Origin of the sequence: Olleya sp. AS48 (assembly GCF_038900355.1) — a bacterium.
In the GTDB taxonomy this organism is placed as follows: Bacteria; Bacteroidota; Bacteroidia; order Flavobacteriales; family Flavobacteriaceae; genus Olleya.
The window spans coordinates 107,103-120,862 of record NZ_JBBMRD010000002.1 but is presented as its reverse complement, the minus strand read 5'-3'; the positions used below and the strand labels follow the sequence as shown (position 1 = coordinate 120,862).

The 13,760-nt window shown below is 32.4% G+C and carries 13 protein-coding genes and 1 tRNA gene; 11 read left to right on the top strand and 3 right to left on the bottom strand.

All coding sequences use genetic code 11. The features are described 5' to 3' along the window. The first annotated feature begins 27 nt into the window (after nt 1-27). From murD to WNY60_RS03610, 11 genes are all read left to right on the top strand, one after another. On the top strand, nt 28-1,365 hold the full coding sequence (murD, locus tag WNY60_RS03660; protein WP_342861549.1) for a UDP-N-acetylmuramoyl-L-alanine--D-glutamate ligase: 1,338 nt from the start codon (nt 28-30) through the stop codon (nt 1,363-1,365). A gap of 44 nt (nt 1,366-1,409) precedes the next feature. Continuing rightward, complete coding sequence (locus WNY60_RS03655; protein WP_145006112.1) at nt 1,410-2,618, top strand: FtsW/RodA/SpoVE family cell cycle protein; 1,209 nt, start codon at nt 1,410-1,412, stop codon at nt 2,616-2,618. Between the two features lie 53 nt (nt 2,619-2,671). Then, complete coding sequence (gene murG / locus WNY60_RS03650; RefSeq protein WP_145006114.1) at nt 2,672-3,778, top strand: undecaprenyldiphospho-muramoylpentapeptide beta-N-acetylglucosaminyltransferase; 1,107 nt, start codon at nt 2,672-2,674, stop codon at nt 3,776-3,778. Then, nucleotides 3,778-5,130, top strand: coding sequence for a UDP-N-acetylmuramate--L-alanine ligase (gene murC / locus WNY60_RS03645; protein ID WP_342861548.1), 1,353 nt, complete (start codon nt 3,778-3,780; stop codon nt 5,128-5,130). Before murG ends, murC begins: the two co-directional genes overlap by 1 nt. Continuing rightward, a complete protein-coding gene (locus WNY60_RS03640) occupies nt 5,120-5,839 on the top strand; it encodes a cell division protein FtsQ/DivIB (RefSeq protein ID WP_145006118.1) in 720 nt (239 codons plus the stop codon). The genes murC and WNY60_RS03640 overlap by 11 nt, the downstream gene beginning before the upstream one ends. 3 nt (nt 5,840-5,842) lie before the next feature. After that, nucleotides 5,843-7,168 (top strand): cell division protein FtsA, encoded by a 1,326-nt coding sequence (ftsA, locus tag WNY60_RS03635; RefSeq protein ID WP_145006120.1) that lies wholly within the window; start codon nt 5,843-5,845, stop codon nt 7,166-7,168. 71 nt (nt 7,169-7,239) lie between these two features. After that, the gene (gene ftsZ, locus WNY60_RS03630) at nt 7,240-9,213 is read left to right on the top strand and encodes a cell division protein FtsZ (protein WP_145006122.1); all 1,974 of its coding nucleotides are present in this window, start codon (nt 7,240-7,242) and stop codon (nt 9,211-9,213) included. 153 nt (nt 9,214-9,366) lie between these two features. Then, complete coding sequence (locus WNY60_RS03625) at nt 9,367-9,816, top strand: GatB/YqeY domain-containing protein (protein ID WP_339807952.1); 450 nt, start codon at nt 9,367-9,369, stop codon at nt 9,814-9,816. Nucleotides 9,817-9,826: 10 nt separating this feature from the next. After that, nucleotides 9,827-9,900: transfer RNA gene (locus WNY60_RS03620), tRNA-Arg, on the top strand. 170 nt (nt 9,901-10,070) lie between these two features. Next, complete coding sequence (locus tag WNY60_RS03615) at nt 10,071-10,952, top strand: zinc-dependent peptidase (RefSeq protein ID WP_342861547.1); 882 nt, start codon at nt 10,071-10,073, stop codon at nt 10,950-10,952. An 80-nt stretch (nt 10,953-11,032) separates the two neighbouring features. After that, nucleotides 11,033-11,452 (top strand): CBS domain-containing protein, encoded by a 420-nt coding sequence (locus WNY60_RS03610; protein ID WP_342861546.1) that lies wholly within the window; start codon nt 11,033-11,035, stop codon nt 11,450-11,452. A 64-nt stretch (nt 11,453-11,516) separates the two neighbouring features. Here the strand turns inward: WNY60_RS03610 and rpe are convergent, their stop codons facing one another. The 3 genes from rpe to WNY60_RS03595 form a co-directional block, all read right to left on the bottom strand. Continuing rightward, nucleotides 11,517-12,179, bottom strand: a complete 663-nt coding sequence (gene rpe / locus WNY60_RS03605) for a ribulose-phosphate 3-epimerase (protein ID WP_145006131.1) — start codon at nt 12,177-12,179, stop codon at nt 11,517-11,519. Nucleotides 12,180-12,222: 43 nt separating this feature from the next. Continuing rightward, nucleotides 12,223-12,630 (bottom strand): BLUF domain-containing protein, encoded by a 408-nt coding sequence (locus tag WNY60_RS03600; RefSeq protein WP_145006133.1) that lies wholly within the window; start codon nt 12,628-12,630, stop codon nt 12,223-12,225. A 139-nt stretch (nt 12,631-12,769) separates the two neighbouring features. Beyond that, nucleotides 12,770-13,633, bottom strand: a complete 864-nt coding sequence (locus WNY60_RS03595) for a sigma-70 family RNA polymerase sigma factor (protein WP_038527047.1) — start codon at nt 13,631-13,633, stop codon at nt 12,770-12,772. Nucleotides 13,634-13,760: the final 127 nt, after the last annotated feature.

Genomic DNA, 13,760 nt, shown 5'->3' with positions numbered 1-13,760 from the left:
TAAAAAAGTCTATTCGTTGAAATATAAATGAAAAAACAAAAACTAGTCATATTAGGAGGTGGAGAAAGTGGTGTTGGTACAGCGCTTTTAGGAAAAGCAAATGGCTACGCAGTATTTGTTTCTGATAAAGGAAAAATAAAAGAAAAGTACAAGCAAGTTCTTATACATAATGAGATTGAATGGGAGGAAGAACAGCATTCTGATAATAAAATTTTAGAAGCTGATCTTGTTATGAAAAGCCCAGGAATTCCTGAAAAAGTGGCAATAGTTAAAGCGCTTATTAATAAAGGAGTGCCTGTAATTTCAGAAATCGAGTTTGCAATTCAATTTACCAACGCAACCATTGTTGCTATAACAGGTAGTAATGGTAAAACAACAACAGCTATGTTAACGCATCATGTGTTAAAACAAGAGTTGGACGTTGGGTTGGCAGGTAATATTGGAGATAGTTTTGCAAAACAAGTTTTGGAACATAATTACAAAAATTATGTTTTAGAGATTAGTAGCTTTCAATTAGATGGTTGCATCAATTTTAAGCCAAACATAGCAGTAATTACCAATATAGTTCCAGATCATTTGGATAGATATGATTATAAGTTTGAGAATTATATCGCTTCAAAATTTAAGATTACCCAAAATCAAACAAAAGAAGATTACTTAATATATGATGCAGATGATGAGGTGATTTTGCAGTATATAAATAACAATAACATTCAAGCTACATTATTACCGTTTTCGTTAACTAAAACAATAGAAAATGGTGCGTATTTGGATCAAGACAACATTATAATAACAATTGATAATAATCAGATAATTATGCCAACAAAAAATATCGCTCTAGAAGGAAAACACAATACTAAAAATGCTATGGCTGCTTCAACAGTAGCACATTTATTACAAATTAGAAAACAAACAATACGCGAAAGTTTAGAAAATTTTCAAGGTGTGGAGCATCGTTTAGAAAATGTACTTAAAATCAATAAAGTGCAGTACATAAACGACTCTAAGGCTACAAACGTAAACGCGACTTACTTTGCTTTGGATAGTATGGAATCGCCTACGGTTTGGATTGTTGGAGGTGTGGATAAGGGTAATAATTATCAAGAATTATATCCTTTTATTAATGAAAAAGTTAAGGCTATCATTTGTTTGGGTGTTGATAACGAAAAGCTGTTGGCAAGCTTTGGTAAAATGGTCGATGTTATTGTTGAAACACAGTTTATGAGTGAAGCTGTTAAAATAGCTTATAAGTTGGCAGAAGCTGGAGATAGTGTGTTGTTGTCTCCTGCATGTGCAAGCTTTGATTTATTTGAAAATTATGAAGATAGAGGTAGACAGTTTAAAGATGCTGTAAGAAACCTTTAATGTGATATCAAACTGTTTAATATATAGTTAGTTCTAAAAAGTAAATGCAAAACACAATAATAAATAATATAAAAGGCGATAAGTTAATATGGGCAATTTCTGCGCTATTAGCTATATTTTCGTTTTTACCAGTATATAGTGCTGCAAGTAATTTGGCATATATTGGTGGAGATGGTAATACCTTTGGTTTTTTTATTAAACATTTAATGCACTTATTTTTAGGTTTTTCAATTATGTACGGAGTGCATAAAATCCCTTATCGTTATTTTAGGGGGTTGTCAATGGTTATGATGCCTATTGTATTTGTGTTGTTAATTTTAACAATACTTCAAGGTACAACTATTGATGGTGCCAATGCTAGTCGTTGGATAAGGATTCCGTTTGTAAATATGTCATTTCAAACATCAACGTTGGCAGCTGTTGTTTTAATGGTGTACATTGCTAGGTACTTGTCTAAAATTAAAGACAAAACAATAACTTTTAAAGAGTCTGTTTTGCCTTTATGGATTCCAATTTTTATAATTTTGGCGTTAATATTACCGTCAAATTTTTCCACTACAGCAATCATATTTGTTATGACTAGTGCTTTGTTGTTTTTAGGAGGTTATCCTCTTAGATATTTAATAGCAATGGGTTTTGCAGGTATCGTTGGATTAACCATGTTTATATTGGTGGCTAAAGCATTTCCAGATGCAATGCCAAATCGTGTTGATACATGGATGAGTAGGATTGATAGTTTTTTTAACGGTGAAGATTCAGAAGAAGATTATCAAATAGAAAAAGCTAAAATTGCAATAGCCTCAGGAGGTATCGTAGGTGTTGGTTCAGGAAAAAGTATTCAAAAAAACTTTTTACCTCAATCCTCTTCTGACTTTATTTACGCCATTATTGTTGAAGAATATGGTTTAATTGGCGGATTGGCTTTGATGATTTTATACATGTGGTTATTATTTAGGATTATTATAGTAGCTCAAAAAGCAGATACCGTTTTTGGAAAATTATTAGTACTAGGTGTTGGTTTGCCTATCATTTTTCAGGCTATGATTAATATGGCTGTAGCTGTTGAGTTGTTTCCTGTAACAGGGCAAACATTACCATTAATTAGTAGTGGAGGAACAAGTATATGGATGACGTGTTTGGCAATTGGAATAATTTTAAGTGTAAGTGCAAAACGAGAAGAAATTATAAAAAAAGAAAAAGATTCTGATGACACAAATCCGTTAGATATCTTATCAGAAACATTGGAAGATTAAATTTAAAAATATATAGGCTAAATCTATTTTCAATACGTAGTTTAAAAAGTAAAGTGAGTAATACAAATAAAGCATATAAGATAATATTATCAGGTGGAGGCACAGGAGGCCATATCTATCCTGCAATTGCAATTGCTAACGAGTTGAAATTGCGCTTTCCAGAATCGGAATTCTTATTTGTTGGTGCAAAGGATAGAATGGAAATGGAAAAGGTGCCACAAGCAGGTTACCAAATTAAAGGATTATGGATTACAGGAATTCAGCGTCAATTAACGCTTAAAAATATGATGTTTCCTTTTAAACTAATTAGTAGTTTGTGGAATGCAAAAAAAATAATCAATCAATTTAAGCCAGATGTAGCTATTGGTACAGGTGGTTTTGCTAGTGGACCATTATTACATGTTGCTGCTTTAAAAGGAATTCCAAGCTTAATTCAAGAGCAAAATTCTTATCCAGGAATAACTAACAAATTGCTATCTAAAAAAGTAGCCAAAGTATGTGTTGCTTATAATGGTTTAGAGCGATTTTTTCCTTCAGAAAAGATTATCAAAACGGGTAACCCTGTTAGACAAGATTTATTGGATATTTCTTCTAAAAGAGCAGAAGCGATTAAGTATTTTAATTTAATTGAAGGTAAGCAAACCTTATTGGTTTTGGGCGGAAGCTTAGGTGCAAAAGCAATTAACGAGTTGATGGTTGATGAGCTTGATTTTTTACAAACACTAAACGTCCAAGTAATATGGCAATGTGGTAAGTTGTATTATCAAACGTATAAGTTATATGGTAACACAAAACATGTGCAAGTCCATGAGTTTATTAATAAAATGGATTATGCATATGCTGCAGCAGATTTTATAATATCACGTGCAGGAGCAGGATCGGTAAGCGAGTTGTGTATTGTTGGTAAACCGGTTGTATTTGTACCTTCTCCATACGTTGCAGAAGACCATCAGACTAAAAATGCAAATGCAATAGTTAAAGAAAACGCAGCACTATTAATTGCTCAAGAAGACTTAAAAGTTGACTTTAAAAATAAATTTGGACAATTAGTAGCTTCTAAAGAAAAACAAGAAGAGTTAAGTCAAAATATTAAAAAATTAGCATTAGTAAATGCAACTAAGGATATAGCTGACGAAGTTGAAAAACTATTAAATAAATAATGAACTTAAATAACATACATAACATCTATTTTATCGGTATTGGAGGCATTGGTATGTCTGCTATTGCGCGTTATTTTAGTGCTAATGGTAAACAGGTTGGTGGTTATGATAAGACAAAAACAGATATTACAGATAGTTTAGTTGCTTTAGGTATTTCTGTCACTTTCAAAGACGATATTAGTAATTTAGATTCTCATTATTTAAATCCAGAAACAACTTTAATAGTTTATACACCTGCTGTGCCTAAAAACCATGTGCAATTAAATTATTTTTTAGATAATACATTTAAAGTGCTTAAGCGATCTGAGGTTTTAGGTTTAATTACAGAGCATTCGTTTTGTTTAGCAGTTGCTGGTACACACGGTAAAACAACTACAACAAGTATATTAGGGCATTTGCTAAATGAGTGTGGCGTAAAGTTAACTGCGTTTTTAGGTGGTATAAGTGAGAATTATAATTCTAATCTTATATTAAATGGTGATAAAGTAAGCGTTGTAGAAGCAGATGAGTTTGATAGATCCTTCCTTACTTTAAGTCCAGATATGGCATGTATTACATCCATGGATGCAGATCATTTAGATATATATGGTGATGCTTCAGAGTTAATAAAAACGTTTGAAGATTTCACTAAAAAGCTAAAACCTAACGGTAAATTGTTTGTTAAAAACGGATTACCATTAAATGGAATTACCTACGGTATTGAAGATAACGCAGACTATTCTGCACAAAATATAACCATTAAAGATGGTGCTTATATTTTTGATGTTAAAACGCCAAAAACGGTAGTAAAGCAATTTAAATTTAATCTACCTGGTAGACATAATTTGTCAAATGCTTTAGTTGCTTTAGCAATGTCATTAGAGTATGGATTGCCTCATGACCAACTTATAAAAGCATTAGCGTCTTATAAAGGGGTTAAGCGCAGATTTACATATCAAATTAAGACAGATGACATCGTTTTTATAGATGACTATGCGCATCATCCAGAAGAGATAAATGCTGTACATCAAGCAGTCAGAGAGATGTATCCAAATGATAAGGTTGTTGCAGTGTTTCAGCCTCATCTTTTTTCAAGAACTAAAGATTTTGCGCAAGACTTTGCAAAAAGTTTAGCGCAGTTTGATCAAATCTTGCTTTTAGATATCTATCCAGCAAGAGAATTACCAATAGAAGGCGTAACGTCGGACTGGTTATTAGGTATGATTGACAATAAAAACAAAAAAATAGTTACTAAACAAACAATGATTCAGCATATTAAAGCAAGTAATGCTAGAATAGTGTTGACCATTGGAGCAGGAGATATTGGTGCAGAAGTATCAAAAATTAAAAAAGAATTATTAAATGAAAGCTAATTGGAGCTATATAAAAATGGGATTACTACTAGGTTTAGTAGTATTTTTGTATGCCTTCTCTTCAGCAAGAAGTGGTAAAAGATTAGTGTCAAAACCTAACATAGAATTTATAGGAAATAAAAACCTATTTATCACGCATGAAGATGTTAGTAAGTTGTTAATACAAAATCAACAAAGTGTAACCAACAAGTCCAAAGAAATTTTAGATTTGAATTTGTTAGAGACAACCCTAAATGCAAATCCAATTGTCGAGTTTGCAGATGTTTACGTTAGCGTGACAGGTAAGTTAACAGCCAAAGTAAAACAAAAAACGCCTATTGCCAGAGTGGTAACAGACGCATCTTTTTATGTAGATAGCAATGGTGGCTACATGCCACTATCAAATAACTACACAGAGCGTGTACCAATGGTAACTGGTTTTGTCAATAAAAAAGATTTAGAAAAGGTTTATACCATAGCAACAAAAATTCAGGAAGACACGTTTTTGAAGACGCATGTGGTGCAAATTCATCAAAATAAAAACAGTACAATTAATCTTAAATTAAGACAGTGTAATTTTGTAGTCAAATTAGGCAGTTTAGAACAATTGGACAAAAAAATTAATAATCTAAAGGCTTTTTACTTAAAGGCTACAAAAGATAAAGCTTTAGATAATTACAGTATAGTAAACTTACAATTTGGTAATCAAGTTGTATGCACAAAAGCATAAGTTATGGAACAAAACATTGCAGTAGGATTAGACATAGGAACCACAAAAATTGTGGCTATGATTGGTCGTAAAAACGAATATGGTAAAGTCGAAATTTTAGGCATAGGTAAGTCTAAAAGCTTGGGTGTGCATCGTGGTGTAGTAAATAACATAACACAAACCATACAATCTATACAGTTAGCCATTAACGAGGCAGAAGCTGCAGCAGCGACAAAAATTGAAGGTGTTACAGTAGGTATTGCAGGACAACATATTAGAAGTTTACAACATAGCGATTATATCACTAGACCAAACAGCGAGACCGTTATTGACGAGGAGGATATAGAGCGTCTAATCAATCAAGTACACAAATTGGTAATGCTACCAGGAGAAGAAATTATCCATGTGTTACCTCAAGAATATAAAATTGACGGTCAAGCCGAAATTAAAGAGCCTATCGGTATGTATGGAGGTCGTTTAGAGGCCAACTTTCATGTTGTAGTAGGTCAAGTATCTTCTATCCGAAACATAGGACGATGCGTGCAAAGTGCAGGATTAGCATTAGAAGGAATTACTTTAGAGCCTCTAGCTAGTGCCAATGCAGTATTAAGTCAAGAAGAAAAAGAAGCAGGAGTAGCATTAATCGATATAGGAGGTGGTACAACAGACTTAGCTATTTTTAGAGACGGAATTATACGTCATACAGCAGTTATTCCTTTTGGAGGAAATGTAATAACAGAGGATATAAAAGAAGGTTGCTCCATTATTGAAAAACAAGCCGAACTTTTAAAAATAAAATTTGGTAGTACTTGGCCAGGAGAAAATAAAGACAATGAAATTGTCTCAATTCCAGGATTAAGAGGACGTGATCCTAAAGAGATAACTTTAAAAAACTTATCTAAAATAATCCATGCAAGAGTTGTAGAGATTATTGAGCAAGTGTACGTCGAGATCAAAAATTACGGTCACGAAGAACAAAAAAAGAAACTAATCGCAGGAATCGTTTTAACAGGTGGAGGAAGCCAGTTAAAACATTTAAAGCAACTGGTAGAATATATAACAGGTATGGATACCAGAATAGGCTATCCAAACGAGCATCTTGCAGGAGATAGTGATGACGCAATAACCAGTCCTTTATTTGCAACAGCAGTAGGATTAGTTATGGACGGATTAAAACGTCAAGACCGCAAAAAAGCAGAAGCAGTGATTGAAGAAGAAATTCAAGCACAAGAAATTGCAAACGAAGAAGTGCCAGAAGTAGAAAAAATTGAACCACCTAAAAAACAACGCAAGTCGTTTTTAGATACGTTAACAGAAAGAGTAAAAGACTTTTTGGATAACGCAGAATAATAAATACATAAGAATACTAAGCGATGTATGTATCGCTAAAAAATAATAATTGATCCAGTAAAATAGAATTTATGAGCAGCAACAACGAATTCGAAAACATAGCATTTGACTTACCAAAAAACCAATCTAATGTCATTAAGGTCATTGGTGTAGGTGGAGGAGGTAGTAATGCCATAAACCACATGTTTCTTCAAGGAATAAAAGGTGTAGATTTTGTCATTTGTAATACAGATGCACAAGCACTTCAAAACAGTGGTGTTCCAAACAAAATCCAATTAGGTTTAAACTTAACAGAAGGATTAGGTGCAGGAGCAAATCCAGACGTAGGAGAGCAATCAGCTGTAGAGAGTTTTGACGATTTACAACGCATGTTAGATACTAACACAAAAATGATATTTATTACAGCCGGAATGGGTGGAGGTACTGGTACAGGTGCAGCTCCAATCATAGCAAAAATGGCTAAAGATTTAGATATCTTAACCGTTGGTATTGTAACAATGCCTTTTCAATTTGAAGGTAAAATGCGTAATGCTCAAGCCCAAGAAGGAATTGAAAAATTACGTAAAGAAGTAGACAGTTTAGTTGTGATTAATAACAACAAACTACGTGAAGTATATGGTAACCTAGGATTTAAAGCTGGTTTTTCTAAAGCAGACGAAGTCTTATCTACTGCAGCACGTGGTATTGCAGAGGTAATTACACATCACTACACACAAAACATCGATTTACGTGATGCTAAAACAGTACTTAGTAATAGCGGAACTGCTATTATGGGATCTGCTTCTGCATCAGGTCAAAATCGTGCGCACGAAGCGATTTCTAAAGCATTAGATTCACCATTATTAAATGATAATAAAATTACTGGAGCCAAAAACGTATTGTTGCTAATCGTTTCTGGTGCTCAAGAAATTACTATTGATGAAATTGGAGAAATCAATGATCATATTCAAAATGAAGCTGGTCATGGTGCAAATATTATAATGGGAGTTGGTGAAGATGACAATTTAGAAGAGTCAATTTCAGTAACAATTATCGCAACTGGTTTTGATGTTGAACAACAAAATGAAATTTCTAATACCGAAACTAAAAAGGTAATCCATGCATTGGAAGATGACCAAAATATGGAGCAGGATTTAAACAAAAAAGAAAAAGAGCCTGCGATAATCTTACCAAGTATTGAATTAGAAGAAAAGAAAGAAACACCTAAAGCAGTTGTACATACATTAGATTTAGAAGAAGATACGGATGACCAATTATCAGCTTTTGAAATCGCGCAAGTAAACAAGCAAAAAAGTACAACACTTAACGATCAAGATTTAGTTCAAACCACTCAGTCAATAAAAAATATAGATGTTAACTACACACAAGTTAATGCCTTAATAGACGAGACAGAAGAGTTTAATATCACTTCTTCAAGTGCTACAGTAGATCCGGTTAACCATATTGAAGAGACTGAAAAGAAACAACAAATTACCTTAAGTTTTGATATGCCATTATCAGAGCCCGAAGTAGAGCCTGTTGTGGAAGAAGAAAAACCGGTTGTTATGAATTTAACAGATGAAATCAGCAACTTAGAAGTTAATGATTTTGTAGAAGTTGTTCCAGTAACAGAAAACTCGCAGTCAGGAGAAATTAGATATGCGTTAGATGACTACGATGAGGTAGAGACTAATACAACTAAAGTGTCAGAAGCTAAAGTTGAGGTTGATAAAGAAGTGGTTTTTGAGAAAAAACAAATTGAAGCTCAAGAATTAGAAGTGGATATTGATGCTGAAGTTGATCCAATGAATACTCCAATTTCTGAGTTACTAAAAAGTAGAGCAGATGAGCGTAGAAAGAAAATGAAAAATTTTAATCATAAATTCAATAGCTCAAAAATTGAAGATATAGAAAAGATTCCAGCATATAAGCGTCAAGGTTTAGAGCTAGAAGACAGACAACACTCGTCAGATAATAATATTTCAAGAACATCATTAGGTGTGGATGAAAATGACGACATACAATTAAGAAGCAATAATTCTTTTTTACATGATAATGTAGATTAATAATCAATTAGATTAATCCATTTTTTTGACCCGGAAAGTTCCCTCAAACTTTTCGGGTTTTTTGTAGGCTATAATCATGTCATCACTTGCAGTTAGCCTACTTAAATAAATACTTTTAACTATCTTCGTAATAAATATTAAATAATACATACAATGAGTCTATCTACAGATATAATGACAGCCCTAAAAGAGGCAATGAAAAGTAAAAATACAGTTGCTTTAACAGCTTTAAGAGCAGTTAAGTCAGCTATATTATTAGCTCAGACAGAAAGTGGTGCAAAACAAGAATTAACAGAAGAGCAGGAGCTTAAAATTTTACAAAAACAAGTTAAACAACGTAAGGATAGTGCAGCTATATTTTTAGAACAAGGACGAGAGGATTTAGCAGCTCCAGAGTTGGCAGAAGCAGAAGTAATCTCTCAATTTTTACCAGAAGCTATGAGTGATGAAGAAGTCGCTAAAGTTGTTGATGACGTTATAGCAAAAACAGGAGCAGAAGGCATGAAAGACATGGGTAAAGTCATGGGAATGGTTAGCGGTCAGTTAGCCGGAAAAGCCGACGGTAAAACGATATCTACAATTGTAAAGGCTAAGTTATCTTAAATACAAGTTGGGCCTTGTAGTTCAACTGGATAGAATATCAGATTTCGGCTCTGAGGGTTGGAGGTTCGAATCCTCTCAAGGTCACAATTTTAATTAAAACCAAACGCTGTTTCAAGTTTTCTGAAGTAGTGATTTGGTTTTTTTATTATCAATTAAAATAATCTTAATTTAAGTATGTGTAATATATAAAAATCACTTTCTTTATTTTTAATTTATATTTAATCAATAAACATTTTAAAACCGTACAATAATTAATGTTATTACAAGCTAAGGCAGAATTAGACGAAAACCCATTGGTGTACAAATATGTCTTAGGTGTAATTTCTGTAGTGTTAGTTTGCTTTTTGGTAATAGCTGGCTCTATTTGGTTATTTAAATTGGTAGAAAGTATTTATATTGACTATATCGCTAGAAAACCATTATTCCGTCATTTTTACCTTAAATTAAATGACTTAACTCCAAGACAAAGACAAATATTAGAAAGTAATTTTAAGTTTTATAAAAGACTTAATTTAAAAGAACAAGGCTACTTTAGGCATCGCCTTCATAGGTTTTTAAATAATACCGAGTTTGTTGGTAAAGAGCATTTAGAAATTAATGATACACATCGTGTTTTAGTTTCTGCAACAGCAGTAATGCTAACCTTTGGATACAGAGATTATAAAATTGGATTAGTAGACAAAATATTAATTTATCCCACGACTTTTTACTCTAGTTTAGATAAGACCTACCATAAAGGTCATTTTAATCCTGCTTACAGAGCTGTGATATTATCTTGGGAAGATTTTATGATTGGCTATAAAATAGAAGATGATAATCTTAATTTAGGTATACACGAATTTATACACGCACTACACTTAAGTTATTTACAAACCGAGTTTAAAAACGATGTAACTGCATATCTATTTTTAACAGGTTTAAAGGAGTTGCAAAGTTATATTAATGACAATCCAGTTTATAAAAGTAAACTAGTAAATTCAAATTATTTTAGGGCATATGCTTTTGAAAACAACTTTGAGTTTATTGCTGTTGTTGTCGAGTCTTTTATCGAAACGCCTCAAGATTTTAAAGCACAATTTCCGGAGCTTTATAAAAAGGTTAAGCAAATGCTTAACTTTAATTTTAAAGGTTATTAAATAGGTTTTTACTGACTTTTGTCATATTTTTTTAAGTATATAAAAGGTAACTTTATTACTATAATTTAAAAGCCAATAACATGAAAAAAAGAACTCCAGTATCAGACATAATGACTAAAAATGTCATTACCCTAAATACAACTGATGATTTAGATAAAGCAGAAAATTTATTTAAGCTTCATAGCATTAGACATATTCCTGTTGTTAGTGGAGAGGCTATAATTGGAATGTTAAGTTATACAGATTTACTTAGAATTAGTTATGCAGATGCAACAGATGATCAGGATAGTAATGTGGACACAATAGTATACAATATGTTTACAATACAGCAGGTTATGGCTAAAAATTTAATAAGTGTGTCTAGTAATACTACAATAAAAGAGGTAGCAGAATTATTGTCTAAAAAAGAATTTCATGCATTACCTGTGGTAGATAACAATGTTTTGGTTGGTATTGTTACTACTACAGATTTAATTAATTACTTAATTAATCAGTTTTAGGGTTAATAATAAATAATTAAGTAATTAAAAAGGCTCCATAATATGGAGCCTTTTTTTATATCTATTAACCGTTAGCTAATGCTTTCAGGTTTTTTATAGCGTCTTTTTGGTTTTCGCTTTTAAAAACGTGACTACCAGCAACAAAAACATCTGCACCAGCTTTAACTAGTTTTTCAATGTTTTTATCTGTTACACCACCATCAATTTCTATTTTGGTATCAAGACCTTGCTCGTCTATCATTTTTCTAAGTTTTTTTACACGTTGGTAAGTAACGTCTTCAAACTTTTGACCACCAAAACCAGGATTAATGGACATAAGTAAAACCATGTAGCATTCTGGAAGTATATCCTCTAAAACAGATACAGGAGTAGTAATATTAAGGACAACACCAGCTTTACAGCCAGCATCTTTAATTTGTCTTAATGTACGATGTAAATGTACAGTAGACTCGTGGTGTACAGTAATAATATCTGCACCTACTTTTGCAAACTCCTCAATATAACGTTCTGGTTTTTCAATCATTAAATGCACATCTAATGGTTTAGTGGCATGTTTTTTAATGGCAGCAATAACTGGCATTCCATAAGATATGTTTGGTACAAAAAGACCATCCATAACATCTATATGAAACCAATCGGCATCACTATTGTTAACCATTTCAGTATCGCGTTGTAAGTTGCCAAAATCGGCAGCAAGCATTGAAGGAGCAATTAATTTAGAAGACATTTATTTTAGTTTTGTGTTGTTTGCACAAAGCTAACATTTTTTATTAGTGCTCGCTTAGTAGCTCTTCAATAATTTGCAAAAACAGTGGACTATTTTCAATATTGTTTTGTTGTAAATCGCTAACAAATTTTTGTAATCCATAAAGTGTATCAGTATCCTTAATTACAGCATAGCCAATATCAAAGGATTTAAAACTTAATTGCGATATGGATTTATTTAAAAGTTCTAATATATTAAAGTGTCTACGATCCTTTTTAATCTCTTCGTAAACTGTGTCAATTATTATAGGATTACCTTCAAGTATCTGAAAAAACACATCATCTCTTTTAACTAAAACACCTGTAATGTTATGGCTATTGTTTTTTAACTGTGTTTGATTAAAAAGTGCCTCAAACTCTAGTAAGTTTAGATTAGCATTAGCTTGGCTTTTATAGCAAATGGTTTTTAACATAAATAAATATAATAATAAATTTTAAATAATAATACTGTACTACTTTAAATGAGTGAACCCGAAGTAATCAGCTTCGGGTTCTTTCATCAATCAAAAAACGAACAGTTATGAATAACTGTTTGTTACCGCAACTTAGGTATTATCCTAAGTAAGTTTTTAATATTTTACTTCTAGACGTATGTTTTAATCTACGTATAGCTTTTTCTTTAATTTGTCTTACACGCTCTCTAGTAAGGTCAAAGGTCTCACCAATTTCTTCTAACGTCATTGGGTGTTGGTTACCTAAACCAAAGTATAATCTAATAACATCAGCTTCACGTGGCGTTAGTGTTTCTAAAGCACGTTCAATTTCAGTACGTAAAGATTCGTGTAATAATTCACGATCTGGATTTGGTGACTCACCAGAGTTTAATACATCATATAAGTTAGAGTCTTCACCTTCAACTAAAGGCGCATCCATACTTACGTGACGACCAGAATTTTTCATAGACTCCTTAACATCGTTAATAGTCATGTCTAATTCCTTAGCAATTTCTTCTGGACTTGGTGGACGCTCATGCGCTTGTTCCAAGAAAGCAAAAGTTTTATTTATTTTATTAATAGATCCAATCTTATTAAGCGGTAAACGCACAATTCTAGATTGTTCTGCTAAAGCTTGTAAAATAGATTGTCTAATCCACCAAACAGCATACGAGATAAATTTAAATCCACGCGTTTCATCAAAACGTTGTGCAGCTTTAATTAATCCCAAGTTACCTTCATTTATTAAATCCGGAAGCGTTAACCCTTGGTTTTGATATTGCTTAGCTACCGATACTACGAAACGTAAATTAGCTTTAGTCAATTTTTCAAGTGCAATCTGGTCTCCAGCCTTGATACGTTGTGCTAATTCTACCTCTTCATCTGCGGTAATTAAGTCAACTTTTCCAATTTCTTGTAGATATTTATCTAACGATGCGGTCTCACGGTTAGTAACCTGCTTGGTAATTTTAAGTTGTCTCATCTAAAAAAGTGTGATTATTTTCTTTGTGAATATTTTGCTATCAATAGTTATACGTATACAATCCACTTTTTGTTACAAAAATTAGTAATTATTTTTTGGCGTTACCCATTTAAGCTTTTTTGTAAGC

Excerpts from the sequence above, each read along its gene's own strand:
- murD (WP_342861549.1), top strand. The coding sequence starts at position 28 with ATGAAAAAACAAAAACTAGTCATATTAGGAGGTGGAGAAAGTGGTGTT.
- WNY60_RS03655 (WP_145006112.1), top strand. The coding sequence starts at position 1,410 with ATGCAAAACACAATAATAAATAATATAAAAGGCGATAAGTTAATATGG.
- murC (WP_342861548.1), top strand. The coding sequence starts at position 3,778 with ATGAACTTAAATAACATACATAACATCTATTTTATCGGTATTGGAGGC.
- WNY60_RS03640 (WP_145006118.1), top strand. The coding sequence starts at position 5,120 with ATGAAAGCTAATTGGAGCTATATAAAAATGGGATTACTACTAGGTTTA.
- ftsA (WP_145006120.1), top strand. The coding sequence starts at position 5,843 with ATGGAACAAAACATTGCAGTAGGATTAGACATAGGAACCACAAAAATT.
- ftsZ (WP_145006122.1), top strand. The coding sequence starts at position 7,240 with ATGAGCAGCAACAACGAATTCGAAAACATAGCATTTGACTTACCAAAA.
- WNY60_RS03625 (WP_339807952.1), top strand. The coding sequence starts at position 9,367 with ATGAGTCTATCTACAGATATAATGACAGCCCTAAAAGAGGCAATGAAA.
- WNY60_RS03615 (WP_342861547.1), top strand. The coding sequence starts at position 10,071 with ATGTTATTACAAGCTAAGGCAGAATTAGACGAAAACCCATTGGTGTAC.
- WNY60_RS03610 (WP_342861546.1), top strand. The coding sequence starts at position 11,033 with ATGAAAAAAAGAACTCCAGTATCAGACATAATGACTAAAAATGTCATT.
- rpe (WP_145006131.1), bottom strand. The coding sequence starts at position 12,179 with ATGTCTTCTAAATTAATTGCTCCTTCAATGCTTGCTGCCGATTTTGGC.
- WNY60_RS03600 (WP_145006133.1), bottom strand. The coding sequence starts at position 12,630 with ATGTTAAAAACCATTTGCTATAAAAGCCAAGCTAATGCTAATCTAAAC.
- WNY60_RS03595 (WP_038527047.1), bottom strand. The coding sequence starts at position 13,633 with ATGAGACAACTTAAAATTACCAAGCAGGTTACTAACCGTGAGACCGCA.